Raw genomic sequence first — 25,298 nt, forward strand, 5'->3', positions numbered from 1 at the left:
ACATCAATTCTGGCAGAGGCATCGACACGGAATCCTAACCTGCCAGAATTGTTGGCATGGAAATCAGGATAATACATTGATATTCAGTGCATAAATGCGGTTTCCATAAACTTTGGCAGCCGACATCAGCGAATGGCTCGAGCAACTGCGCGAGGAGGAGGTCGATTTTCTCGAGCTCGGCAGCGAGGAGCTGGTGTTCGAAGGCAAGGTGTTCCAGCGGTTCGCGCAGCGAGGCAGCGCCTGGGCCGCCTCGCTTGCAGTGGCGATGCGGCCACACTTGTTCGGATTTGGCGCCGCACCGCTGGCCCTGGCGGGTCTCGCGCCGCGCAGCCTGTTCAAGGCTGAACCGGAGCGCCCGTTGCCCGCCCTGCTGACCCAGGCGATCGGCGCGGCAGCCGTGGACGTGGCAACCGACCTCGCTGCGGTGCGCACCGCGCTCGCGCTGGCGGACGAACGCCTGGCCGGGCTCTACGCCTCCTCGCAGGCGCCCGCCGCATGGCGGCTGATTTCCGGGCTAGGTCCCCTCACCCGCGCTGAACTGGCCCGCGCGCTCGATGTGACCCGCCGCACCGCCTCACAAGCCGCTACGGCGCTCGACAGGGCCGATCTGGCCACTTTGCGCCCCGGAGACCACGCCCTTGCCCCCAAAACGGCTCACAGGGCCTCCTGACGCACCCTACGGCGCCAGTGAGACCTCGCGGTAGGGCACGCCGATCCGTTTGGGTGCCGACGCCCGGCGGCGCAGCCGCTGGCGGGCAAAGCGTGCGGCTTCGTCCGCGCAGGCAAACGAGACCGCTCTCCCCTGCCCTTTGGTGCCGATCCGCCCCCAGGCGAACTCGACGATCGAGGCACCGAACAGATCGCGGCTCAGCGCGACGGTGTAGCGGCGGGCGACGTTGCGCTCGGCGCAGACCGCCTCGAGCCAGATGAAGCTGCCGTGGGTCAGGCTATCCATGCGCGCATAAATGCCGCAGGCGGATTCTCGTGATCCAACGGGAATTTTGAATCAGTGCGCGGGGACTGATTCACGCAGGCGATTTGTTCCGGTCGCCCGCGCGAAGGCATGAGTCTTCAGGTCCAGTACTGGTCCAAAACCGCGCGAACTGCTTCGTCCGCCTCTTGGCGCGTCGCTCCGCCCTTGCTCAGGAGAGTGAGGCGAATGCCCTTACGATCCGCGCCTTCAATCCGAAGCACCGGCTTACCGTCCGCATTCGCGACCGTTTCGGCCTTTCCTGACTTTTTGGGGGATCCTGACTTCTTGGGGGGGTCTGCAGCCAGTGACAGTGCCTTGATCACATCGATCACGGGCATCGACTTTCCGGTTGCCTCACGCTCGTCGGCCAGGCGTGCGGCCTCTTGGAAGGCGCGTGCCTTGCGCTCGTCTGGTTTCAAAAGGGCCTTGAGAGCGATCGCGTTTCGAATGCCGAGTTCTTGCGGGTCGCCAAAAGCCCGGGTCAGTTCGTCGGGAAGGCGAGCGAGATCGAGATATCGCGTGAGCCAGCTTTCAGAGACTTTCAGCCGCTCGGCCATCGTCCTCTGACGGCCATCATAGTACGCTGTCAGTGCACGCAGATAGTCCCTGGCCCTCTCAAGATCCGTAAGATCATCCCTGGCTCGGTTTTCGATGTCAGCGAGCCTGAATGCCTCTTCGTCGCCGATCTCCCGGACGTCGACCAAGAACTTGAAGTCTGGATAATTGTGAGACCTCAACCAGCTAATCGACCAATGTCGCCGCGCGCCGCAGATAACCTCAAAATCGAAATCCTCATCACCGGAAAGGCGGCGCACAATTGCGGGGATTTCCTGCCGCCCTTGCGCCTTGATGCTCTCAATGAGATCCGAACACCGTTCTTCGTTTAGCAAGGCATAATCGCGGTTATGGCCTGCCCACATCCGGCATCTGGCAGGATCCACCAACTCATGGGTCCGATTGACAATTGCCCCGGATGCCAGGTCGGCAAGACGGTTTGAACGACCGGTTAGAACGTTCGATGCAATGCTCGATCGACGAGGCGCTGTGCCTGCGTCCGTCAGGTCAATCCCGGCCGCCAAATCGGCCGCAAAACCGCTGTTTTTCTTACTCATGCGACCCTCCCGTCAGCCGAATTGCACGCGTGCAATTTCCGGTTTTCATGCCAAGGCCTCCTGGCGCAACCGCTTGTGATGACTGGGCCACATCGAACGAATATCGACCTCAATCTCAGCGTTGACGCCATCAAGATAGTTCAGGCACCGATTGCGCACAGCTGAACTGGTGGCGGGGCCATCGAGCTCATAGACCGTCATCAAACGCGCAGTTGCATTATCGATCTCGGCGGAGTCCTTCAGGGGTGTACGGACCATTGTGTGGCCGAACAGCGTCCGCATGAGCTGTATCAGCTCCTTCTGCATCGACTTATTTTCGTCGACCTTCGACGCAACGAAGCGAAGAAAATTGAGCTCCGGCGCAAGCCCGCGGTCAGCAAGCTGCTCGATCGTCTCATCCAACATGGACAGGAACGCTGCAGTCGACGAAAAATCCATGACGGTTGGCGGCACCGGCACCACCAGCGAATTCGCCGCGCGCAGCACAGAGAGCGAGATCGCGCCGAGCGCCGGTGGAGGATCCATCACGATAACGTCAAACCGATCCGAGATGCTCTCAATGCCCTCCTTCAATCGGTCGAGAAGTGACGCATTGCCTTGGGCCATTCGGGCAGCGAGCTCGTACTCGGAGTTGAACAGGCGAAGGTTTGCCGGGATCAATTCCAATCCATCGAAATGGGTCTTGCGGAGTGCATAATCGAGGGACGATCGTTCGCCTTCGCGAAGGAACGGGTAGAGTGTGTCATCCTCGTTGAGATCGAGATCGGGAACGTAGCCAAAAAGCGTTGTTGCCGATGCCTGGCTATCGCAGTCGACCAATGCCACGCGGTATCCTCGAATGGCAAGATACTGCGCCAAATGGACAGCCACCGTCGACTTGCCAACGCCGCCCTTGAAGTTCTGGACCGCTACGACGCAGCACGGGTCGCTCTCAGCTCGGTAAGGCCTCGTGCCGAAGACGCCCCGCATATCGTTGAGCTGCGCCAGCGTGTATCGCTCACGCCTGTTGTTATCAGTTCTCGCAGGCTCTGGAAGCCGACCGTCCTTTTCCGCGTCGCGTATCGCAGCTGGGGTCCTACCCACGAGTTCGGCAGCTTTACCGATCGTGAAAGTGGGCTCACGGCGGTCATCCGACCGGGCGCTTCTGGCGGAATCCCGCAGCTTCTCGAGCACCGACGAGGTCCGACTGGCCAGCGTTGCCACCGACACCAGGCGCTCCGCTTCCTCGATTTGAAGTCCGTTCGACACATGCCCACCTTTCGCAACTGAGCGTGTGCTACACTCACTTGCGCTTTTGGGTCAAGAAATTCGCAAATTTCGAAAGTTGCAGCATCAAAACGGGGTCAAAATACCCCTAGCTCGGCCCAACCTGACTCGGTGGGGGATGCTGAAATTGCACGCGTGCAATTTCCACTCATTGAGGCCGGCCGCGACGATTGACCCAGCCCTCGCAAAACCCCTTCCACGCTGCGATCAACTTCGCACCACGGAGCTTTTCCAATCGCTCGCCCATGTGCCCGCGAAAACCATCGGCGATCATATCCACATCCCAACCGCCGCCATACTGTCGGCCGATCGAACGAAACTCGGCCTCGTCATCGCCATAGCGCAGCGACCCTCGCGGAAAGCCGGCTTCTGTCGGCTTGCGGCCAGCGACTGCCTTACGCGGTGCCGGTATAGCCCCCTGCCCCACGGAAACGTTTTCAACCGTCCCTTCCCGGCGCGCTTGGCGGCCAGCTGAATGCCTATCCAGTTCGTCGACTGTCTCGATTACCTCGGGCGCACCCTTTGGCTCAAACCGGAACTCAAGCTCAGTAACGGTTCTGCCCTGCCGGATCTCACGCCACTCGACACGGAAGTGAGCCAACTGATCGATCTCAGACTTGGCCTTTTCGAGAACTTTGCGGCGAAGCTGGGCAAAGTCCGTGTAGACATCGGGCGGGATACCAAGGGCAGCTCGGAGCGCCTGCATATCACCTCGCCATGTGGCCTGACGACGATGCAACCGAAGCGCCCCTAGTTCATACAACTTGAGCGCGTAATTCGAGCGGAAACCCAGAACGGCCTGACGGTTGAGAACGGCATAGGTTTCGGAGGCTTGAATCAGTTTGCGCGCATCTGGCGTGAACTCCCACTCGATCCAGCCTGCTTCGCCGCCCTCTTCCTCTGTCTCCTCACGCGACCGGGAGATCAATGAAAACAGCAGCGTTGCCTTCTTCCCACGCCAGGATTTGTCATCAACGGCAAAGAGCGTTCGGTGCAACTCCTGAAGCATGTCGGTGATCCGCTCATTGCCCTTATGGCCGCGGCGGATGTCTGCTTTGCGGATCCGGTGTGGCCGATCCTCCCAAGCATCTCCTCCAGCAGTTAGGATCATCAAAGCCAGCAGCCGAGACGCCGTGAGACTGAGCGATTCACCTTTGACGAACTTTATTTCGATGATGCTGCCAGGCTTGGCGAATTCGTCTCCGCCCTTCGCCTTCAGAGCTGCAGCAACGCGCATGGCACGACCGGGAGTTACTTCCTCCAGGTCCTCTTCAACAGCTTCGGCTATTTGGCCAGCTTCACTTTCCATGCCATATTTCGATCAGAACGTGATTCTCGGGACTGGATTGCTGCCTGACCTGACCTCTTTCGTCAAGTCAGGTCAGGATAGTGACGTGGCCGCATCCCCCAAGCGGTCAGGATAGAATTGCCGCCCGTTGCAACGGGAAGCCGCGAAAACAGGCGAGTCGGTGTACCCTGGGTGAAAATAGGAAACTGCCCTTGATTTCGACCGGTTCGCGATTCAGAAGTTAGCTACGGGAGGGCAGGGGACGCTCGACCGGATGAGACCCCCAAGGAGTCAGGAAGACCCCAATGGGTCAGGTAAGTGCCCCCGTTGGGTCAGGCTGCAGCCCCCATGAGGTCAGGGAAACTCCCCCATCCGGTCAGCTTTGTGGCTGTAAACGTATGGATTTAGGTCACTTTTAGCCTGCTGAATCTGAATCTCTAGAATCATGAATGCTTCCGCTGCAAGCAGCGGCGTCTGTAAATTGATTTTTTGAGAAACAGATACCGATCCGTGTGCGGCACATGGGCCGCCCATTCGGTAAATTGGGTGCACAAGTCACGCTACTGGGGAGGGGAGTAGGGCTGAGCTGGGCAGTCATGCCCCTCGTCAGCAATCACCCTACATCAGATCTCCGCGCCCTCGTCGCACGCCTTGGGGGCAAATGGTCAGGCAACACCGCGATGTGCCGTTGCCCGTCCCATGCAGACCGAACGCCGTCACTGGCGATCAGGCAAGGCGATCGCGGCATCCTCGTGACCTGCCATGCCGGTTGTGATGCTACCGATGTTCTCCGTGCACTGCGCAGGATTTCGAACCTGCCAAGCATTGGCCCCGCTGAGCTTGCTGGCCGACAAGGTCACCGGCCAACAGCCTTCCTCGCCATCTGGCACGCCGGTCGTCAGATCGAGGACACCCTGGCTGAGAGATACGTCCGCGAAGTGCGCAACATCTGGGCACCGCTTGAAGACCTGCGCTATCATCCCGGCTGTCCAAGAGGGCAGGGGAGGCTCGTTCACTTTGAGCCGGCCTTGCTCGTCGCGATGCGCAAGGCTGGCGAGATCGTCGCAATCCAGCGGATTTTCCTCGATCCAGCGACTGCCCACTACACCGATAAGCTCGTGCTCGGGCAGGCCATTGGAGCTGCCTGGACCAACGGTCCGCCGGGCAAGACAATCGGTATCTGCGAAGGCTTCGAGACTGCCGCGGCATATACTTCGCTCACCGGCATCCAGGCATGGGCCACCATGGGCGCGAAGCGCTTCCACCAGCTCGAGATCCCGGCCCGCGTCGAGCGCGTCATCCTGCTTGCCGACAATGACCCCGAAGGACGCCGCGCCGAAACCCGTGCGCGGGAAGCATTGGCCCGACCGGGCCTCGCGATCGACACAGAGTGGCCACCGGGACGCATGAACGACTGGGCGCAGCTCCTGAAGCGGTGAGGGGAGGGGGGCTGCAGGGGATGTGCCGCCGGTCGGCAACAGACCTCACATATCTCCCGGAGACCTCCATGACCGCTACGATTTCATGCAGCAGCGCCATTCTCGGCGCTGCGCGCACGCTTGCCGCCAAGCTTCTACTCGCCATTCCCATCGATCGGGCCGCGCTCACCCAGGCCATGACCGAAAGCGCGGGCGGCAGCGATGCCGCAGGAGCCTGGACCCAGCGCGAGAGTTTCGAAGCGCTCGAAGTGGCGCTCGCCATAGCAATCCCGGAACTGATCGGCCAAATGGACGCTGAGGCTGCGGTTTGCACGCTTGAGGCTCTGGCTCGGGAACTTCCGACCCACACGGTGCGCAGCGAAGACCAGATCTCCTTCCAGCAATTCTCCACCCCGCCGGCGCTGGCGTGCCTTGCCGTCCACCTGGCGAGGCTCGGGTCCGAGGATATCTTCCTCGAACCAAGCGCCGGCACCGGGATCATCGCTGCGCTGGCGAAGGGCGCGGTGAAGCAGCTTTTTCTCAACGAACTCGAACCGATCCGCGCCGAGCTGCTCGGGGGCCTGTTTCAGGGGTCTTCGGTCTATCGCCACGACGGCGCGAAGCTTGCGGCGCTGCTCTCCGGCACCGCTCGACCGAGCGTGATCGTGATGAACCCTCCGTTCTCGGTGTCGCAGTCGCGCGGCGAAGATCAGAACACAGCGGCACGACACCTGCGCGCAGCACTCGATCATCTATTGCCCGGCGGCCGGGTCGTAGCGATCATGCCCGATTGGTTCGCTGACACCACGCGGGGCGGAGAGGTCTATCGCCGAACGCTGGAGGGCGCGCGTGTCGTGCAGTCGCTGCGGCTCGACAAGGGCGGCTATGCCAAGCACGGCACCGGCATCGCCGTGCGAATGCTGGTCATCGACAAGGTTACGGGTGACATGGCGGTTTCGACGATCAATCGAGCGTCGGTAAGTGAGCTGTTCGCGGCGCTAGGACCTATTCCTCCACGCGCTGCGCTGCGTGTGGCCAGTCCGGCTGCCGTGGCTCGGCCCAAACTCAGCCTGTTCCGATCGGTGAAGAGCGGCCCGGCGCGTCCGGTGATCGTGCGGGCTCCTCAAACCAACGAGGTCAGGCCTGTCGCCTACCAGGTGCTCGAGGAGGCCGCAGCCATGGGCGAACAGCGCGGGGTCTATGCCGACTATCGCCCTTCGCGCGTGGTGATCCCGGAAGCGGGTGAGCACCCGACCCACCTCGTCGAATCCGCTGCCATGGCGTCAATCGCCGCGCCCAAGCCCGGCTACATTCCGTGCCTGCCCGAGCGGACGGTGACCACGCGGTTGCTCTCGGCGGCCCAACTCGAGACCGTGATCTATGCGGGCGAAGCCTGGAGCCGCGATCTGCACGGCCGGTTCACGCATCCGGACGGTGAGGTGGCGCTGAAAGAAGATCCCGACGGCCAGCTTTACCGCACCGGCTTCTTCCTCGGAGACGGCACCGGGGCGGGGAAGGGGAGGCAGGCGGCGGCCTGCATCCTTGACCAGTGGCTCAAGGGCAATCGCCGCCACATCTGGATCTCGAAGAACGCGCCGCTGCTCGAAGACGCGCAGCGCGACTGGACCGCGATCGGCGGGCTGCCATCGGACATTATCGACCTCGCGCGCTGGAAGATCGGCGAGAAGATCACCGCTCCCGAAGGCATCCTGTTCGTCCCCTATGGAACCCTGCGCTCGGCTCGTGTCGAGGATACCCGGCTCGACCAGATCGTGCGCTGGGCCGGTGCCGACTTCGAAGGCGTGATCGTTTTCGACGAGGCCCATGAAATGGGCGGCGTGGCAGGCGGGGAGGGGGCTCTCGGTCAGAAACAGGGTTCGCTCCAGGGCATCGCCGGCGTCCTTCTGCAAAACACCCTGCCGCGGGCCCGGGTGCTCTACGCCTCCGCCACCGGTGCTTCCGACGTCAACAACCTCGCCTATGCGGTCCGGCTTGGCCTCTGGGGACCGGGAACGGCGTTTGCCAACCGCGAGCAGTTCATCTCCGAGATCCGCGACGGCGGCATTGCCGCGATGGAACTCGTCGCCCGTGACCTCAAGGCCTCGGGGCTCTACCTCGCCCGCGCGCTCAGCTTCGCCGGGATCGAGTACGATATCCTGCGCCACGACCTCAGCCTCGACCAGATCGCGATCTACGATACCTATTGCGAGGCCTGGACCATCATCCACCAGAACCTCGAGGCCGCGCTCGAACTCACCGGCGTGGTCGATGGACTTGAAAACCGCACGCTCAACAGCGGCGCCAAGGCAGCGGCGCGCAGCCGGTTCGAAGGGACCAAGCAGCGCTTCTTCGCCCAGGTGCTGCTCTCGCTGAAGCTGCCCTCGATCTTCCCGGCGATCGACGAGCATCTCGCTCAGGACGAAAGCGTGGTCGTCCAGCTCGTCAGCACTGCGGAATCGATCCTCAACCGGCGGCTTAGTGAGCTCGACCCCGAGGAGCGCGAGGCGCTGGACCTAGACCTGTCGCCGAGGGAAGCGATTGTCGACTACCTCACCCGCGCCTTCCCCACCCGGCAGATGGAGGAATTCGTCGACGAGCTTGGTGATGTCCGCTCGCGGCCGATGTGGGACGAGGCCGGCAATCCGGTCCACAACCCGCAGGCCGAGGCCGCTCGCGAGCAGCTGATCGAGCATATCTGCGCCATGCCGCCGATCCCGACCGCGCTCGATGCCCTGCTCGAACACTATGGGGTCAGCGCCGTGGCCGAAGTGACCGGGCGCTCCAAGCGCCTGGTCCGCGACGGCAGCGGCCAGCAGCGCCTCGAAAGCCGCTCGCCGCGCACCAACCTTGCCGAGACCACCGCGTTTATGACCGGCGCCAAGCGCATTCTGGTCTTCTCCGACGCCGGCGGGACGGGGCGCAGCTACCATGCAAGCCTCGATGCCAAGAACCAGCAGCGCCGGGTGCATTTCCTGCTCGAACCGGGCTGGCGTGCCGATCGCGCAATCCAGGGGCTGGGGCGCACGCACCGAACGCACCAGGCTTGTCCGCCGCTGTTCCGACCGGTGACCACCGACTGCAAGGGCGAGGCCCGGTTCACCAGCACAATCGCACGGCGGCTTGATGCGCTGGGCGCGCTGACGCGCGGCCAGCGGCAAACCGGCGGGCAGGGCATGTTCGACGCCTCGGACAACCTCGAGAGCGCCTATGCAAAGCACGCGCTGCACGACTGGTACGGCCTGCTCGCCACCGGCAAGCTCAAGAGCAGCACGCTAGGCCAGTTCCAGACGATGAGCGGACTTGAGCTCACCGATCAGGACGGCGTGCTGCGCGAAGATCTGCCGCCGATCCAGCGCTGGCTCAACCGCATCCTCGCGATGAAGATCGCGGTGCAGAATGCGATCTTCGACGAGTTTCTCACCCTTGTCGAAACCCGGGTCTCGGCGGCCAAGGAAGCCGGGACTTTCGACATTGGCGTCGAGACCGTCTCGGCCGAGACCTGTGAAGTGCTGTCGGACACGGTGATCCGCACCGATCCGGTGACCGGGGCAACCTCGCACCTCCTGGAACTGTCGTTGACTCAGCGGCGCAAGCTGCTCGCGCTCGAGCGCGTGCTGAAAATGGCCGCTCAAGAGGACAAGCCGCTGTTTCTGCGCAATGGCAAGTCGGGCAAGGTTGCGCTCGCGATCCCCGCGCCGTCACACATGGACGAGGACGGCGAACTGATCCGTCGCTTTGAGCTCGTGCGCCCCCTTCGCAGCGAATACATCCTCGCGGGACGACTGGACGAGACCGCCTGGGAGCCCGTGTCCAAGGCCAAATTCAGCGCGCTGTGGCAGGCAGAATACGCCGCCGACGAGAACCAGTTGGTGACCGAGACCGTGTTCCTCGCCACCGGCCTACTGCTGCCGATCTGGGGCGCGCTCCCCAAGGAGGACCTCACGGTCAATCGCATCGTCGATAAGAGCGGGGCGTCGTGGCTCGGCCGACACGTCCATGACCTCTACGTCGATACGACTCTCGAAAAGCTTGGTGTCTCGCGCAAGGCGCAGACCGATCCCACCAAGATCGCGCAGGCCATCCTCGGCGGCGGAACATGGAAAGCACCCCATCCGCTGAACTTCACCGTTCGCACTAGCCGCGTGAACGGGGCGCGGCGGATCGAGATCGTCGGCGCCGAGGCCGCCCGCATCCCCGAGCTCAAGGCTATGGGCTGCTTCACCGAGATCATCGCCTACAAAACCCGGGTGTTCGTGCCGACCGACAAGGCCGAGACCATTTTGCAGGCGATGACTGGCCCTGCGACTACGCCTGATTGACCGGCGGGTTTGTCCCGGCAACGGCATCGAGGATCAGGTGGTAACGGGTGGCCTTGAGCGTCCCCGTTTGCCCCATCGCGCCTAGCGCGACCAGTTCCTGAAGATCGCGGGTTGCCGTGGCCCGCGAGGTGTCGGCGATCGAGATGTAGTTGGCTGCACTGAGACCGCCCTTGAACCCGCCCGTCCCCTCCCGGAACATCCGCGCAATGACCTTCTCCTGCCGCGGGTTGAGCTTCCCCCGGTACCGGTCATGGAACCGGGCCTTCTCCAGCAGGAAGTCGATCAGCGCCAGGCTGTGGGTCTGCGCCTCGAGGACAGTCTCGGCCCAATAGGCGAGCCAGTCGGAGATCTCGTTGGACTTGTTCGCCGCTTCGAGTGCGTCGTAATAGGCCGAGCGCCGCCGCTGGATGGTTTGCGAGAGCGCGATCAGGCTCGGCTGCCCGATCGCCTGCGACAGCACTTTCTCCGCGATCGCGCGGCCGATACGTCCATTGCCGTCTTCGAACGGGTGAATGGTCACGAAGTAGAGGTGCGCGAGGCCCGACCGGGTGAGGCCAGGTAGCGGGGTAGCGCCGCCCGGGCCGGTGGCCGCGAACCATTCGAGGAACCGCGCCATTTCCGCTGCCATCTCGCGCGACGGCGGTGCCTCGAAATGCACGGTAGGCTTGTGCAAGGCGCCCGAGACGACCTGCATCGCGTCTTCGTGTTCGCGGTAACGGCCAACGACATCGATGTCGCTGCGGCCACTCAGGACCAGGCGATGCCAGTCGCCCAAGATCTCTTCGGTCAGGGGGGCAGCGAAATCCCGGTAGAGCGCCATCATCATTTCTGCGATGCCGCGTTCGGCGGGCGGAATCCGGCGCGCTTCGGTTTCGAGACCGAACTCGCGGCGCAGTGAAGATTGGACGCTGTCGCGATTGAGCAGTTCGCCTTCGATCTGTGAAGTCTTCATCGCTTCGTCGGTCATGACGTCGAGCACGACGCTGGTGCGGTCCTCATCGCCGAGGTGCTTTACGACGCCAATCATGATCCCGGATTGCTTCAGGAAACGGGCCTCGTGCACGGCCAGGGCTTCGCTGTTCCAGCGAAAATCAGGCCAGTCCGGCTGCTGCCAATTCCACTTCATGAGGCATTCGTTCCCGCTTTATAACTCACTCGATAGCCCGTTATGAGGCATAAAGCGATAATTTATGCCTCACAGGGCGCTTTTCGCCGATTTCCGAGCGCAAGTTCAGGGGGCGCTTCAACGAGGCCATGATCGGCGCACGGGTGCCTTGAGCGCATTTAACATCAGCGATGTTAAATAGGACCGCGCTGTTAGACCGGCCTACCTCACGTCAGCGATCGAGACGCGAATGGACCTCAAATGGATTCGATGTGGTTGTTGAGTAGTGAAGCGGTGACGAACAGACCATGCGCCTCTAGCGACCTCAGGTAGCCTTCGGCCGACATTTCCGGTCGCGTGAGCCGTGTGCGCAATGTTCGGATTGCGGCAACCGCCTTGCCTTCATCAAGAGCAATGGTGTCGGCGATGAACTCATCTGCAGTTCGTGCTTCGATGTTGAGCGGCGTCAGGACTGCCTCGGGGAAATCCGCGATGTTCTCCGTGACCACCGCTTGGGCCTGTGTCTGGACGGCTGCCGCCAGCACATGTTCGTCGTTCGCATCGGGAAGACCGAAGGTCATCGACGCAAGCGAAGTGTGAGCCATTACCAGCGCTTCCGGGAAGGCGCGGTGCATGGCCCCGACCGAGCGCGCCGCGCGCGAGGCAGAATCTTCGATGCCGCGCTCGGCGAAAATCCTGCCCAGTGCGTTTTGCGTTTCATCGAGAATCCGCTGCGACCATCGCACCCGGAAGAACTCCGCTTCGGCCAGCGTGAGGAGCAGGTCCCGCCTAGGGGCGCTGACCAGTGTGCAGGCATCTACCAGAGCTGTGTAGCGATTGGCGAACATGGCGGCCGGCGATCAATAAAGGTCCGCGTCGCCCGAAAGCAGATCGTCCATCGCCTTGGCGCGCGTTTCATCACGCTTTGCCTTGTAGGCGAACACATCCTCTGCCTTGAGACGACGATGCCTCCCGACCATGCTGTGGGGGATATCGCCCTTTTCGATCAGCTTGATGAGGTAAGGCCGCGACATATTGAGCAGGTCGGCCGCTTGCTGAGTAGTCAGCATCTGCTGAATTGGAACGAGCGTGACGGCATCGCCGCTACCAATGTGGCGTAGCAATTCCAAGAACAAATCCGACATCGCCGGTGTAAGGGCGATTTCAACGGGCTTTCTGGTCTTCGGATCGGGCACGCGCAGCTTGGCCTCGCCGGCCTTCTGAGCGGCAAGAATTCGGCGAAGCTGGTTGGCGATCTGCCGATCATCGGCCGAGGGCAGCCTGTTGCCAAAGGGCAAGGCGTTGGCTGGCAGGGTCATTGGCTCTCTCCGTGATGGCAATATTGCCTATCGAATATTCGCAATAAACGCAACCAATTTTTCCACTTCAGGTTCCGCGACTCCGGCCTATCGCCGTAATCCATTGGTCTGAATTTCAATGCCCGTTCCTGAAACGTCGAGAGGAGGGGGGCTGGAAGGGGTGAGCCGAAGGGCTCGGTCAATCCAGCTTTGAGGAGCACCCCCAATGAACGACATCGAGATGATCCCGCTTGGCAAGCTGCGCTTGTCCGAGGCCAATGTGCGCAAGAACGACAGTAACCTCTTCATCGAGGAACTCGCCGCCAACATCGAGGCCAAGGGCCTCCTCCAGAACCTGATCGTCGCTCCGGCCAAGAAGCGGGGCATATTCGACGTGACCGCCGGTGGTCGCCGCCTGCGCGCGCTGAACTTTCTCCTCGAGGCGGGCAAGCTACCCAAGGATCACCCGGTTGCCTGCCGCGTGCTCGACATCGATGCCGCCGAGCAGTCCGAGCTGTCGCTGATCGAGAACGTCATCCGCCTCGACATGACCCCAACCGATGAAATCCGTGCCTACAAGCACTTCGTCAATGAGGGCAGCGACCTCGACGCGATCGCCAAGCGGTTCGGCCGCACCCGCCGGTTCATCGAAGGCCGCTTGCGGCTTGCCGACCTGGCCGATCCGATCTTCACCGCGCTCGAGGAGGGCAAGATCACGCTCGATGTCGCTAAGGCCTACGCCACGACGCCCAACCACGAGCGCCAGATGCTGGTGTGGAACGAGCTTTCGAACAGCTGGCAGGGCAACCAGGCCGATTCCATCCGCCGGATGATCACCCACAGCGCGGTCCGCTCGTCCTCGCCGATGGCGAAGCTCGCAAGCGAGGCCGACTACCTTGCCGCCGGCGGCAAGATCGAGCGCGACCTCTTCACCGAGGATGGCGGCGAGACCTGGATCGACGCCGAGATCGCCCAGCGCATCGCGGGCGAGAAGCTGCAGGCCTTTGCGACCCAGATCGCCGAAACCTCGGGCTACGCCTGGGTGCGGCCGATCCTTGAGACGCGCGTGACCTATGGCGCGACCGAAGACCTTCACCAGGTTCACCTCGAACCAGCCCTGCTGACCGAAGAAGAGCAGGCCGAAGCCGATCGGCTCATGGAGACGATCTCTGCGCTCGAAGGCGAGAGCGAAACGCTCGACGAGGACGACGAGGCGGCGGCTGCCGAGTTCCAGGAACGCTGGGACGCCGCGACCAATGCCTATGACGCGCTCCACGACAAACCGCCGGTGATCCCCGAGGAGATGAAGGCCAATGTCGGGTGCTTCGTGATCATCGGCGCCGACGGCGAGCCTGTGGTGGCAAGCGGCCTCTACAGCGACAAGCCGCTCGAGAAGCGGAAATCGCGCGGGACTGCCGATGCTCCGGTTGGCGCGGACAGCGGGGCAGGGGAGGGCAATGGCGCTGCCTCGGCCCCCAAGCCGTTGTCGCAGAAGCTGGTCGAGGAACTCGCCGTCCAGCGCCGCGACATCCTTGCGATCAACCTCGCCTCCAACCCGGCGATCGCGCTCGATTACCTGATCTTCGCGATCGCGGACTCGCGCGCGCTTTACAGCGCCCAGGCGCTGGGCACGACACTGCGCGCGCCGTCACCCTCGCTCTACCTCGCCAATTACCCGGAAAGCCCGGCGCACACGCTGATGGCCGACATGCGCGAGACGCTCGATCTTTCCTGGACCGAGCACCGCCGCACGGTCGACCGGTTCGCTGCGTTCAGCGCGCTCGACGACGATGCCAAGGCAAGCTGGCTCGCCTGGTGCATGGCCAAGACGCTCGAAGCGAGCATGGGCATCGACAAGAAGGCCGGCCAGTCGGGGCCCGAGCCGATCGACCTCCACGACCATCTCGCTACGCTGATGGGGATCAATGTCGCCAGCCACTGGCGGCCGACTTCGGCCAACTATTTCGACCGTGTGAGCAAGCAGACGCTGCTCGCCCATGTCAGCGAGGTTGGCGGTCCGACCATGGCGGCAAGTTTCATGGGCTCGAAGAAGGGCGACCTCTCGGCCTCCTGCGAGAAGCTGTTCGCGGGCGAAACCATCGTCGCGCCCGAGGTCAAGGAAGCCGCGCTCGCGTGGGTGCCCGAGGCGATGCGGTTCCGCGCCATCGCCGCGAGCGAGAGCGAGGACGAGCAGCCGCTGAGCGAAGCTGAGGGCGCGGTCGATGAACTGGAGTCCAGTGAGGAACAGGAAGCCGGCGCAGCCGAGCCTGTCGACGCCTGATCCATCCCTCATGTCAGGCAGCTGCGGACCCATCGGCCTGCGGCTGCATGTCTCCCCGCATTCAGGACATGTCTCATGACCACGCTGACCAAACTGCGCGCGCGGGTTTCACCGCAAGCGATCACCAAGGTGACCCGGATCTTCAACGGGACCCTCGACGACATCTTCGCCGAACTCTTCCAGAACGCGCGGCGGGCCGGCGCCACACGCGTCGCGGTCACGGCCGAGCACCTGGACGATGCCTGCCTGATCACCGTCGCTGACGACGGCGCAGGTATTGCCGATCCCATCGATCTCGTCTCGCTCGGCCAATCCGATTGGCCCGGTGAATGCCGGTCACGTGAGGACCCTGCCGGCATGGGCTTCTTCAGCCTGGCTGGGCTCGACACGGTGGTCAGTTCCACCAGTGCTGTTGGATCGTTCTCGCTGGCGATCGCAGGCGATGCCTGGACCGGCGAGGCCGACATCGATGTGCTCCCCTGGGATGGCCCGCGCGGCACGGCAATCGCGTTCCACTTTCCGCCCGGGCCCGATGGCAAGCTCGAGCGGACCGTTGAGGCAGCGGCGCGGTTCTTTCCTTTGCCGGTGACCTACAACGGCAAGGATATCGCCCGCGCCGACTTCCTCGCCGATGCCTACAAGATCATCGAGCGCGATGGCTTCCGGATCGGGGTGTTCCGCGACCGGCATTCGCCGCACGTCGCGACGCTCAATTTCCACGGGGTGACGCTCAAGCACGCGTTCCCGGTGATCAAGGAAGTTCACCACACCCAGTGGAGCGTCCAGGTCGACATCGTCGACGCCCCGGACCTCGTGCTTGTTCTGCCCGCCCGCAAGGAGATCTACCGCAATGCCGCACTCGACCATCTCGTCGAGCTCTGCCGCCGGGCCATCTTCTCGGTCATCTACGCCGAACCGCTCCATCGGTTGAGTTTCGAGGACTGGCTCGAGGCGCGGTCCTACTGTCCGGATTTTTCGCAAGCCGCGCGGCAACTGCCGCTATGGTTGACTTCCACCGCCCGCGAAGACTATCGTCAGGTCCCGGCTTTCGCTGACCTTGAGCCGGGCGCCACCATTTACGATAACACGGACTCCTATGATTCCGTGACGTTCGGCCGCGCGCTCCGGCGCTCGCATGGCGGGGAGCCGAACAAGCTCGGTGGACCCGCCCCCCGCGCCTTCCATGAGCCGATCACCAATTTCATCGGCTATCCGTGGTACGACGCCCTGTCCTGCTTCATCCGCACTGGCGAGTGCCTCACGCTCGACGGCGATCAGGCGGCCGCGAGTGAGCCCGACGCCCTGACCCAGAGGCCGGACGCTATCCGGATCGAACTGACCGATCAGCACGGCAACCGCCTCGACGTCGAGACCGACTTCGTCATCCAGGAGGGCGACGATTCCTGGGGCGATCCCGACTGCGCGGTGATTGCAGTTACCCGGGGCTCGGAACTCGATCCGAACGTTCTCACCGACCTCATCATCGATGCGGTGTTCTCGCCTTCGGACGATTCCGATGCCGACAGCTACGACACCCAGGAGACCCGCTTTCGCCACGACGCTGCCGTGCGGGCCCATGCCATCCTTGAAGGCGACGACGCGGCTATTCTGGCCGGCATCCGCATGGCGTTTGCTGACCGGGTTGCGTGGCGCATCCCGCGTGGGCGCAAGCTGCAGCTGACCTGGTCGAACGACGGCAATGACCTCACACTTGTCGATGCCGGGGAGGGCTCGGCCCAGTGACCCGCCACCCCAAGCCCGATGTCGCCCAGGTCATCACCGACCTGATCCTCGAAAATGGCTGATCACTCTCGCAAGTTGCGATAGACGCGTTCGGTGCCAAGACTACAGATTGGCGGACATGCTGGCCAGGAGTCGCTTGAAAGAGGCTATGTCGTTAGCCGATATGCCAGCGAGCAACCGTTCGTAGACCACATCGGCCTCCGCCCTGAGCGCGGGCAGGATGCCGATGGCTTTTGGGCGCAGATGCAAGGTCCACACCCGGCGATTGCCTTCGACAGCGCGGCGCTCGACATAGTCCGCCTTTTCGAGCTGGTCTATGACATGGCCAACGCTTGCACGCTCCAGCTCCAGGCATTTGGCGAGTTCAGTCTGGGTCAGGCCGGGTGTCCTGAAAATGTAGGCGAGTGCGCGCCATTGGGTGCGGGTTAGCCCGAACTTCGCGGTCGATGCATCGAACACGCGGCGGAGCTTGCGCGGCACCTCCTCGATCAGGAACACGAGCCCATCGGCTTCGGTAAGGTAGCTTTGCTCGTCGGACGTCTTCGCCATGGTCGTCGCTCATAGCCTTCGATTGCTCAAAAGGACAGCCTTTACTGTAAAATATCTTACAGTAAGATATGAGCATGTCGAATCCGCATGTCACACTCTCCGGCCATTCCGGTCACGCCATCGCCGCACTTACCGAAGGACCTGAGCAGGGAGTTCCGGTACTTCTCGCCCACGGTGGAGGGCAGACCAAGCGGGCTTGGAAGCGGGTGACGGCGATGCTGGCGGATCACGGTTTCCGCACCATCGCGCTGGACCTGCGCGGGCATGGCGACAGCGCCTGGGCCGATGACGGTGCCTATGACATCGTGGATTTCGCTGGCGATCTGGTCGCCATTGCCGGGTCGCTCGACCGCAAGCCCGCGCTGATCGGAGCATCACTTGGCGGGCTGGCCGGGATCATGGCCGAAGGTGAGGTCGCCCCCGGCAGCTTCGCCTCGCTGACCCTTGTGGACATCACCCCGCAAATGGAGGCGGGAGGCGTGACGCGCGTGGTTGGTTTCATGGCGGCGCACGCGCGCGAAGGCTTTGCCTCGCCCGATGAAGCGGCGCGGGTGATCTCCGAATATCTCCCCCATCGCCCAAGCCGCAAGGCGTCGTCCGGTCTCGCCCATTATCTGCGGCAGAAGAACGACGGACGCTATTACTGGCATTGGGACCCGGCGTTCATCGACGGCATCATGCGCCGCCATGTCGAGCGCGGCGATAGCGGCGACTATGGACGCAACGAGCTGGGCGAAGCCGCCGCGCGGCTTGCGCTGCCGGTCCACCTGATCCGGGGCGGATCGAGCGATCTCGTCTCGCCCGAAGCCGTCGAGCATTTCCGCGCGCTGGTTCCCCACGCTGCTTACAGCGACATTGCCGATGCCACGCATATGGTGGTCGGCGACCAGAACGATGCCTTTGGCGGCGCGATCCTCGATTTCCTGATGCGTACACACGGAACGGAGATCGCGGCATGAGCGAACCTGCAGCGAAGATGGACCTCGAACAGCTCCGTGCGATGCTGCTCATCGCGCCGTTCCACCAATGGCTTGGGCTGGATATCGTCGAACTTACCGACGAGACGCTGATCCTCGAGATGCCGTGGCGCGAGGAGATCGTCTCCAACCCGATGATCGGATCGGCCCATGGCGGTATCCTCTCGGCGCTGATCGACCTGACCGGGCTCTACACCATCAACGCGCTCGGCGGATCGGCGCGCGCGACGGCTGACATGCGGGTTGACTTCCACCGCCCCGCCACCTCGGGGCCGGTGCGTGCGATAGGGCGGGTGGTCAAGCTGGGTAAGCAATTGAGCGTTGCCGAGACCCGGATCGAAGATGCCGGGGGCAGGCTGCTGGCGAGCGGCCGGGGTGCTTATGTCGGCTAAGCCCTTAGCTGCTCCGGGAGCCTTGGCAGTGCTTGCGCTGGCGGGCTGCGTTGCGGTCCCCGATGCCGGCGTTCGTCCGGTCATGGAAACCGCCGACACAATCGAGGCTGCGCAGACCTTGGCCGTGCGCGGCAATACGGCCTGGCCGCCAGACCAATGGTGGCGCCTGGCGGGCGATCCGCAACTGACCGCGCTGATCGAGGAGGGCCTGGCCAATTCGCCGCAAGTCGCAGTGGCTATGGCGCGTATCCGACGCGCCGAAGCCGAAGCGCAGCGCGTCGGGGCTGCACGCCTGCCGACGATCGGAGCGGAAGCGGAAGGCGGCCTGCGCCGCCAGAGCGGCAACAACGGCATCCCCGCGCAGTTCCTCCCCGATGGCTGGAAAGACTACGGTCAGACCTCGCTGAGTTTCGGCTTCGACCTCGACCTATGGGGACGCAACCGCGCTGCCTATGCTGCCGCGACATCGGAGGCCCGCGCGGCGATGGCCGATGCGGCGCAGGCTCGCCTCGTGCTCTCGGTCGCGATAACCGCCGCCTACGCAGAGCTCGGGCGCCATTACCGCGAGCGCGACAATGCAGCGGCCACGCTCGCCAACCGCCGCTCGATGCGCGATCTTGTCGCCCAGCGCCAACGCAACGGGCTGGACAACCTCGCCAGCCTGCGCCGCGCCGATGCCGAAGTTGCCTTGGCGGAGCAGGATCTGGCAGCCGTCGATGAGAACATCGGCATCCGCCGCAACCAGCTTGCCGCACTCCTGGGTGCTGGCCCGGATCGGGGAACGTCGATTACCCGTCCGCCGCGTGCACCCTCGACACCCGGCGGGGTTCCCGCCGGTGTCACCACCGACCTGCTTGGCAGGCGGCCCGATATCGTCGCCGCGCGCGAGCGCGCGGAAGCGGCGGCGAGCCGCGTCAAGGTGGCGCGGGCCGGGTTCTTCCCGTCGATCAACCTCAGGGCGCTGATTGGCCTTCAGGCGCTCGGTCTCGGCAATCTCGTCGATTCCGGCTCCTTGTTCGGAAGCGTCGGTCCGGCGATCAGTCTGCCGATCTTTCAGGGCGGCGCGATCAAGGCGCAATATGGCAGCGCTCAGGCGGCCTATGACGAGGCCGTCGCCAACTACAACCAGACAGTTGTCACCGCCTATCAGCAGGTCGCCGATGCGGTGACCCAGCGCGACGCGGCGGACAAGCGGCTTGGCGCTGCCCGCACTGCGCTGCTCGCCAGCGAGGATGCGCTTGGCCTGGTGCGCACACGCTACGAGGCCGGGCTTGCGAGTTACCTCGATGTTCTGGCCAGCGAACGCAGCGTGCAGGACCTTCGCCTCGCCGTCATCGGCCTCGAGACATACGAACGCGGCGCGACGCTGGCACTGATCCGCGCACTCGGCGGCGGGTTCGACGCGGCCACTACCCAACCATCAGGACAGACCGAGCAATGAGCGATACTGCGACACAAGCTGCCGAAGTCGATCCGGAACTGTCCGCCTTTCGCAAGGCACGCCGGACGATGTGGCTCAAGCGCCTGGCCATCGTGCTCGCAGTGGCGGCTCTCGCATGGGGTGCCTGGTATGTGCTGGTCGCCCGCAACTATGTCAGCACCGACAACGCCTACGTGAATGCGCGAATGGCGCAGGTCACGCCGCTGGTTGTCGGATCGGCCATCGAGGTGCTGGTCGAAGACACGCAGCAGGTGAAGGCGGGTGAGGTCCTGGTCCGGCTCGATCAGGCCAATGCCAAAATCGCCGTCGCGCAGGCCGAAGCCGATCTTGCAGCCGCCCGCCGCAAATTCGGGCAGGCGGTTGCGACCAACAGCGCGCTGTCGGCCCAGATCGACACCTCAAGCGCCGGTCTCGTACAGGCCCGGGCGCGACTTCGCACTGCAGATGCCGAGTTCGACAAGGCGCGGATCGACTTGGAGCGCCGTGAGGCCGTCATTGCCAGCGGCGCGATCTCGGGTGAAGAACTGACCCAGGCGCGCAAGGCCTATGCCTCCGCCAACGCGGCGCTCGAGGCGGCCCGCGGGGGCATTTCCGAAGTCACTTCAGCCCGCCGGGTCGCGCAAGGGCAACTTGCCGCCAACGACGCCCTGGTGCGCGGCTCTAGCGTCGATACCGACCCAGCGGTTCAGGCGGCCAAGGCCCGGCTCGATGCCGCCTTGCTCGACCTCCAGCGTACCGAAATTCGCGCGCCGATTTCCGGGGTGGTGAGCCGCCTGCAAATTCAGGTGGGACAGCGTCTGAGCCCCGGTCAGACCATCATGACCATCGTCCCGATCGACAAGCTCTACGTCGATGCCAACTTCAAGGAAGGCCAACTCGGCCGTGTCCGTCCTGGCATGGCTGTAACCCTCAAGTCGGATCTTTATGGCGGCGACGTCGTCTACCACGGCAAAGTCACCGGGCTGGCCGGCGGTACGGGATCGTCGATGGCAATCATCCCCGCCCAGAACGCCACCGGCAACTGGATCAAGACTGTCCAGCGCCTGCCGGTGCGGATCGAACTCGATCCTGCCGAACTGCGCAAGCACCCGTTGCGCGTCGGGCTGTCGATGGAAGTCGAGATCGATGTTTCCGGTGGATGAAACCAGATGAGCGAGACCGCTTCATCAGGCGCAGGAATTGCCCCGTCCCGGCAGCTTGTTGCCGGGCTGGTGCTTGCCCTTGCCAATTTCATGGTCATTCTCGACCTGACCATCGCCAACGTCTCGATTCCGCACGTCGCGGGCAATCTGGGCATCACGCTTGAACAAGGCGCATGGATTATCACCTCCTACGCAGTCGCCGAGGCGATCTGCGTCCCCTTGACCGGATGGATCGCCGGCCGCTTCGGATCGGTACGCATCTTCCTGTTCAGCATGGTCGGGTTCGGGATCTGCTCATTCCTATGCGGCATCTCCGTGACCCTGGGCATGCTGGTCGCGAGTCGTATCGGACAGGGGATCTTCGGCGCCTTCCTGATGCCCATGTCTCAAACCTTGCTGCTCAGCGTGTTCCCGCCCGAGAAGCGCAATATGGCGATGGGGCTATGGGCTGTTACACTGCTGATGGGACCTGCTCTTGGTCCGATGATCGGTGGCTATCTCACAGAAAATTATTCCTGGCATTGGATATTCCTGATCAACGTGCCGGTCGCCATCCTGTGCATCGTGGTGGGTTTCGCACTGCTCAGGCCGATCGAGACCGAGCGGCAGATCCTGCCGATCGACTTTGTCGGCCTTGCCTTGCTGGTGCTTTGGGTCGGCTGCCTCCAGATCGTGCTCGACCTTGGCCGCAACCACGACTGGTTCGCCGACCCGATGATCGTGGCGCTGGCGATCACCTCTGCTGTGGGTTTTATCGTTTTCATTATCTGGGAGTTGGGAGAGGATCACCCGATCGTCGATTTGCGGGTGCTGAGGCACCGTGGTTTCAGCGTTTCCCTCACGGTGCTGTCGCTCGCATTTGCCGGATACTTCGCGGGGTTTGTCGTTGTCCCCCAGTGGCAGCAAGCCTGGCTCGGATTTCCTGCGACAGCAGCCGGCTTGTCCTCTTCGTTTTCAGCAATGGGCGGACTGATCACCGCGCCGCTGGTAGCTTTTCTGATGAGCCGCCTCGACCCGCGCCTTCTCGTTTCAGGCGGCGTTGCCTGGATAGCCGCGACGGCTCTCTGGCGTACAACCTGGACGACAGACGCGGACTTCTGGACCCTCAGCATCCCGCAGTTCGTTCAGGGACTGGGCGTTACTTTCATGATGCTCCCGCTCATGACCCTGACGCTCAATACGGTTGAGGAAAACGAGGTGGCATCGGCCGCCGGCCTGCAAAGCTTCATGCGAACCATCGCCACCGCCGTAGCGACTTCCATCACACTCTCCTACTGGGGTGATACCCAACGCCTAGCGCGTAGTGACGCGGTCGCTGTCCTGCAGCCGGAAGCGGCACAGGCAAGCCTTGCGGGACTCGGCTTTCCGCCCGACCAGGTACGGCAGATGCTCAGCAATATGGTCGACCTGGAAGCGACAACCATGGCGCTCATCCATACCTTCTGGGCGACCACCGCCATCCTTATCTTTGCTGCGTGTCTCATCTGGCTTGCCCCGCGACCCGCGAAGACTGGCGGGATGCCGATGGGGCATTGACGCGCCACCATTCATGAGCGCTGGTTCATCCAATAGCAGCATTCGCCCCGCCTCAGGCGGGGCGGGAGAGGTAGAGGAGGCGTGTAGCGGGTGACGGGCTGAAGGAGCGGAAGAGAGTTTCCCTCCGCTCGTCGTGGAGACCCGCCATGTCCCGATCCCACCCTGCGACGCTGCGAGCCGACGTCTATTCGCGCATTACCACCGAGATTGTCTCCGCCATCGAAGCGGGCGCCGGCGATTGGCGTATGCCCTGGCACCATGATGGTGCTGCCACGACCAGGCCGCAGAACGTAACCTCTCGCCGTCGCTATCGCGGTGTCAACGTGCTCGCACTCTGGATCGCCGCGGAGGCTAGCAGCTATTCCAGCGGCCTTTGGGGGACCTATCGTCAGTGGGCAGCGCTCGGCGGACAGGTCCGCAAGGGTGAGCGCGGAACCACCGTCGTGTTCTGGAAGCAGACCGCATCGCGCGCCGACGATGATCATTACGACGGCGAAGCCGGCCCCGGCCGCATGTTCGCCCGGGCCTTCACCGTGTTCAACCTCGCACAGGTCGAGGGATATGAGCCCGCTCCTGTCGCGGTATTACCCGAGAGCGAACGGCTCGAAAATGCCGAGGCCTTCGTCGCGGCCCTCAAGATTCCAATCACCGAGGGCGCATACGATGCGCACTACCGCATCGATCTCGATCACATCTTCATGCCGACCTTTTCCGCGTTTCGGGATGCATCGGCGCAGATGGGCACCCTTCTGCACGAAGCTGGCCACGCTACGGGCGCAAAGCACAGGCTTGACCGCAATTTTGCCGAGCGGTTCAAGCGCGACAGCCTGGCGATCGAGGAGATCTGCGCCGAACTGACAGCATCGTTCGTGCTCGCCGACCTCGGGATCGCCCACCATCCGCGCGCCGATCATGCCGCATACGTGGCATCGTGGTTGCGCGTGCTGAAGGATGACCCTCGCGCCATCTTCACCGCCGCCAGCAAGGCACAGGCTGCAGCTGACTGGATGCACGCCCAGCAACCTCAGGCCGAGGAGATTGCTGCATGAAGTGCGTCCGGAAAATTAGCGCTCGAAGTCAGATTAGGGCTGGACTGTCAGGATATGTCGCCTCGCTGACGCAGGCCACGCTTTGCGCCGAATACGGCCTGCCGAACGAACTTCACGACAGCCACGCCTCCTACATCCACCACTGGATGAAGATCCTGCGCGGGGACAAGACCGCGATCCTCCATGCGGCGGCCAAAGCCGAGCAGGCGGTCAAGTGGCTGCGCCAGTTCGACCCGGCGCTCACGGGTGATCTCAAAGAGGCGGCCTGACGGAATTCGAGACACGCTCGCATGGCGAGCGGGAAGGGGAGGGGGTGGGAGCCCGGCGCGCCATGGGGCGCGATGGAGACTTACGCCCATGAACTACGATCTCGACTTCCGCTATCGCCGCGCGTTGCAGCCCGACGGGCTTGCCACCATCCCGACCGCCACCCAGGCCGTGGTCGACGCAATGCAGGACGCGCGCAACGCTGGCATCGACCCGGCTCGCGATCCCGCGACCATCCTGCTGGCCAGGCATCTTGGCCGCATCGCGCTCGGCCATGCCCCGGACGAGACCTTCACCGAGGACACGCCGCTGCGCCGGCAGTGCATCGCCAAGATCGATGAACTGAAGTCCAGGCCCGCGCTGGTCGCACTTGCCCGCCGCGGGATCGGCTACGATCCTGAAGCCAAGCGCGCCTTCCACCGCGAGGCCCGCTCGGCGCTCCGGGTCGCAGCACGCCATCTGGGCCTCGACCCGGACCAGTACGACCTGCGCAGCAATTTTGCCGGCCCCGCTGTCTCCGGCGAGATCACCCTTCATGGTGACGAGATCTACGTTCAGGTCTCGATCCCCTGCATCCGGCCCGGCCGCGAAGTCATGTTCCGCCGCTGCAAGGGTCGCCAGGACTACCTCGGCGACCGCAATCACTTCTGCGACATCGCCGTCCTCGCCGCCCCTAACAGCTTCCGCGCGCTGGTCGTCCGCGAGACTGGCCTTTCCATCAACCCACGCAGCCAAGCGCTGCTCTAGGAGAAAACCTCATGGGCTGGCTGTTCATGTCACGCGGCGGGATGTCGCCTTTCGCCACTCCGAAGGCCTATCTCGACAACCAATGCACCTATCCGCCCGATCCGGACAAAGGCCGCGAGACCGGCCTGCGGGTGCTCAAATCGACGGTCCGTTCCGGTGCCTACTACGCCGCCTGCCAGAGTTACGATGCCGACGGTCCCAAGGAGACCTTTGCGATCATCTGCCTCGTCAAATGGAACCCCGGCGCGCGCAGCGGGGACGAGTTTGGCTACAAGGACAGTGCGCCGTTGCGGCGCTGAAATGGAGTATCAGTGATGATGAGGTAAGTTGAGAATGCCTCTGCTCGCCGGACTAACCTCGGGCCTCACAAGGTCTGAAATCCCGAAAGGGACGGG

23 protein-coding genes are annotated in these 25,298 nt (G+C 63.4%); 14 read left to right on the forward strand and 9 right to left on the reverse strand.

The window, feature by feature from the left end:
• Positions 1–112 precede the first annotated feature (112 nt).
• The gene (locus LDN95_RS20905) at positions 113–670 is read left to right on the forward strand and encodes a MarR family transcriptional regulator (RefSeq protein ID WP_226019474.1); all 558 of its coding nucleotides are present in this window, start codon (positions 113–115) and stop codon (positions 668–670) included.
• Between the two features lie 6 nt (positions 671–676).
• Here LDN95_RS20905 and LDN95_RS20910 read toward each other — a convergent pair whose 3' ends face one another.
• The 5 genes from LDN95_RS20910 to LDN95_RS20930 form a co-directional block, all read right to left on the reverse strand.
• Positions 677–955, reverse strand: coding sequence for a WGR domain-containing protein (locus LDN95_RS20910; protein WP_226019475.1), 279 nt, complete (start codon positions 953–955; stop codon positions 677–679).
• A 116-nt stretch (positions 956–1,071) separates the two neighbouring features.
• Entirely contained in the window at positions 1,072–2,085 is a 1,014-nt protein-coding gene (locus tag LDN95_RS20915; protein WP_226019476.1) for a ParB/RepB/Spo0J family partition protein, read from the reverse strand.
• 45 nt (positions 2,086–2,130) lie between these two features.
• Entirely contained in the window at positions 2,131–3,333 is a 1,203-nt protein-coding gene (locus LDN95_RS20920) for an AAA family ATPase (protein WP_100868298.1), read from the reverse strand.
• Positions 3,334–3,499: 166 nt separating this feature from the next.
• The gene (locus LDN95_RS20925; RefSeq protein ID WP_198519274.1) at positions 3,500–4,660 is read right to left on the reverse strand and encodes a replication initiation protein; all 1,161 of its coding nucleotides are present in this window, start codon (positions 4,658–4,660) and stop codon (positions 3,500–3,502) included.
• A 695-nt stretch (positions 4,661–5,355) separates the two neighbouring features.
• Positions 5,356–5,655 carry a hypothetical protein gene (locus tag LDN95_RS20930; RefSeq protein WP_226019477.1) on the reverse strand — a complete coding sequence of 100 codons (300 nt, stop codon included), beginning with the start codon at positions 5,653–5,655 and terminating at the stop codon, positions 5,356–5,358.
• Between the two features lie 24 nt (positions 5,656–5,679).
• Here LDN95_RS20930 and LDN95_RS20935 point away from each other — a divergent pair, with 24 nt between their 5' ends.
• Positions 5,680–6,078 (forward strand): toprim domain-containing protein, encoded by a 399-nt coding sequence (locus LDN95_RS20935; protein WP_226019478.1) that lies wholly within the window; start codon positions 5,680–5,682, stop codon positions 6,076–6,078.
• A 68-nt stretch (positions 6,079–6,146) separates the two neighbouring features.
• A complete protein-coding gene (locus tag LDN95_RS20940; protein WP_226019493.1) occupies positions 6,147–10,376 on the forward strand; it encodes a strawberry notch-like NTP hydrolase domain-containing protein in 4,230 nt (1,409 codons plus the stop codon).
• Here the strand turns inward: LDN95_RS20940 and LDN95_RS20945 are convergent.
• The 3 genes from LDN95_RS20945 to LDN95_RS20955 all read right to left on the reverse strand — a co-directional run bounded on the left by LDN95_RS20945 (position 10,363) and on the right by LDN95_RS20955 (position 12,800).
• Entirely contained in the window at positions 10,363–11,502 is a 1,140-nt protein-coding gene (locus LDN95_RS20945) for a Fic family protein (protein WP_226019479.1), read from the reverse strand. The genes LDN95_RS20940 and LDN95_RS20945 overlap by 14 nt on opposite strands.
• Positions 11,503–11,738: 236 nt before the next feature.
• Positions 11,739–12,329, reverse strand: coding sequence for a PIN domain-containing protein (locus LDN95_RS20950; protein ID WP_226019480.1), 591 nt, complete (start codon positions 12,327–12,329; stop codon positions 11,739–11,741).
• A 12-nt stretch (positions 12,330–12,341) separates the two neighbouring features.
• Positions 12,342–12,800: a helix-turn-helix domain-containing protein gene (locus LDN95_RS20955; protein ID WP_226019481.1), complete on the reverse strand. Its 459-nt coding sequence runs from the start codon at positions 12,798–12,800 to the stop codon at positions 12,342–12,344.
• A gap of 205 nt (positions 12,801–13,005) precedes the next feature.
• Here LDN95_RS20955 and LDN95_RS20960 point away from each other — a divergent pair, with 205 nt between their 5' ends.
• Complete coding sequence (locus LDN95_RS20960; protein ID WP_226019482.1) at positions 13,006–15,060, forward strand: ParB/RepB/Spo0J family partition protein; 2,055 nt, start codon at positions 13,006–13,008, stop codon at positions 15,058–15,060.
• A 75-nt stretch (positions 15,061–15,135) separates the two neighbouring features.
• On the forward strand, positions 15,136–16,803 hold the full coding sequence (locus tag LDN95_RS20965; RefSeq protein WP_226019483.1) for an ATP-binding protein: 1,668 nt from the start codon (positions 15,136–15,138) through the stop codon (positions 16,801–16,803).
• A gap of 102 nt (positions 16,804–16,905) precedes the next feature.
• Here LDN95_RS20965 and LDN95_RS20970 read toward each other — a convergent pair whose 3' ends face one another.
• Positions 16,906–17,352 (reverse strand): MarR family winged helix-turn-helix transcriptional regulator, encoded by a 447-nt coding sequence (locus LDN95_RS20970; RefSeq protein ID WP_226019484.1) that lies wholly within the window; start codon positions 17,350–17,352, stop codon positions 16,906–16,908.
• A 74-nt stretch (positions 17,353–17,426) separates the two neighbouring features.
• Between LDN95_RS20970 and LDN95_RS20975 the strand changes: the two genes are divergently transcribed.
• From LDN95_RS20975 to LDN95_RS21015, 9 genes are all read left to right on the forward strand, one after another.
• Positions 17,427–18,311: an alpha/beta fold hydrolase gene (locus LDN95_RS20975; protein ID WP_226019485.1), complete on the forward strand. Its 885-nt coding sequence runs from the start codon at positions 17,427–17,429 to the stop codon at positions 18,309–18,311.
• Entirely contained in the window at positions 18,308–18,721 is a 414-nt protein-coding gene (locus LDN95_RS20980; protein WP_226019486.1) for a hotdog fold thioesterase, read from the forward strand. The genes LDN95_RS20975 and LDN95_RS20980 overlap by 4 nt, the downstream gene beginning before the upstream one ends.
• Complete coding sequence (locus tag LDN95_RS20985; protein WP_226019487.1) at positions 18,711–20,162, forward strand: efflux transporter outer membrane subunit; 1,452 nt, start codon at positions 18,711–18,713, stop codon at positions 20,160–20,162. Before LDN95_RS20980 ends, LDN95_RS20985 begins: the two co-directional genes overlap by 11 nt.
• Positions 20,159–21,304, forward strand: a complete 1,146-nt coding sequence (locus LDN95_RS20990; RefSeq protein WP_226019488.1) for an EmrA/EmrK family multidrug efflux transporter periplasmic adaptor subunit — start codon at positions 20,159–20,161, stop codon at positions 21,302–21,304. Before LDN95_RS20985 ends, LDN95_RS20990 begins: the two co-directional genes overlap by 4 nt.
• Positions 21,305–21,310: 6 nt before the next feature.
• Positions 21,311–22,840, forward strand: coding sequence for a DHA2 family efflux MFS transporter permease subunit (locus LDN95_RS20995; protein WP_226019489.1), 1,530 nt, complete (start codon positions 21,311–21,313; stop codon positions 22,838–22,840).
• A gap of 146 nt (positions 22,841–22,986) precedes the next feature.
• A complete protein-coding gene (locus LDN95_RS21000; RefSeq protein WP_226019490.1) occupies positions 22,987–23,889 on the forward strand; it encodes an ArdC family protein in 903 nt (300 codons plus the stop codon).
• The gene (locus LDN95_RS21005) at positions 23,886–24,158 is read left to right on the forward strand and encodes a zincin-like metallopeptidase domain-containing protein (protein WP_370631725.1); all 273 of its coding nucleotides are present in this window, start codon (positions 23,886–23,888) and stop codon (positions 24,156–24,158) included. The genes LDN95_RS21000 and LDN95_RS21005 overlap by 4 nt, the downstream gene beginning before the upstream one ends.
• Positions 24,159–24,246: 88 nt before the next feature.
• Positions 24,247–24,903 carry a hypothetical protein gene (locus LDN95_RS21010; protein ID WP_226019491.1) on the forward strand — a complete coding sequence of 219 codons (657 nt, stop codon included), beginning with the start codon at positions 24,247–24,249 and terminating at the stop codon, positions 24,901–24,903.
• Between the two features lie 11 nt (positions 24,904–24,914).
• Entirely contained in the window at positions 24,915–25,202 is a 288-nt protein-coding gene (locus LDN95_RS21015; RefSeq protein ID WP_226019492.1) for a hypothetical protein, read from the forward strand.
• Positions 25,203–25,298: the final 96 nt, after the last annotated feature.

The sequence above is a fragment of the Novosphingobium sp. FKTRR1 genome (assembly GCF_020404405.1).
Classification (GTDB): Bacteria; Pseudomonadota; Alphaproteobacteria; order Sphingomonadales; family Sphingomonadaceae; genus Novosphingobium.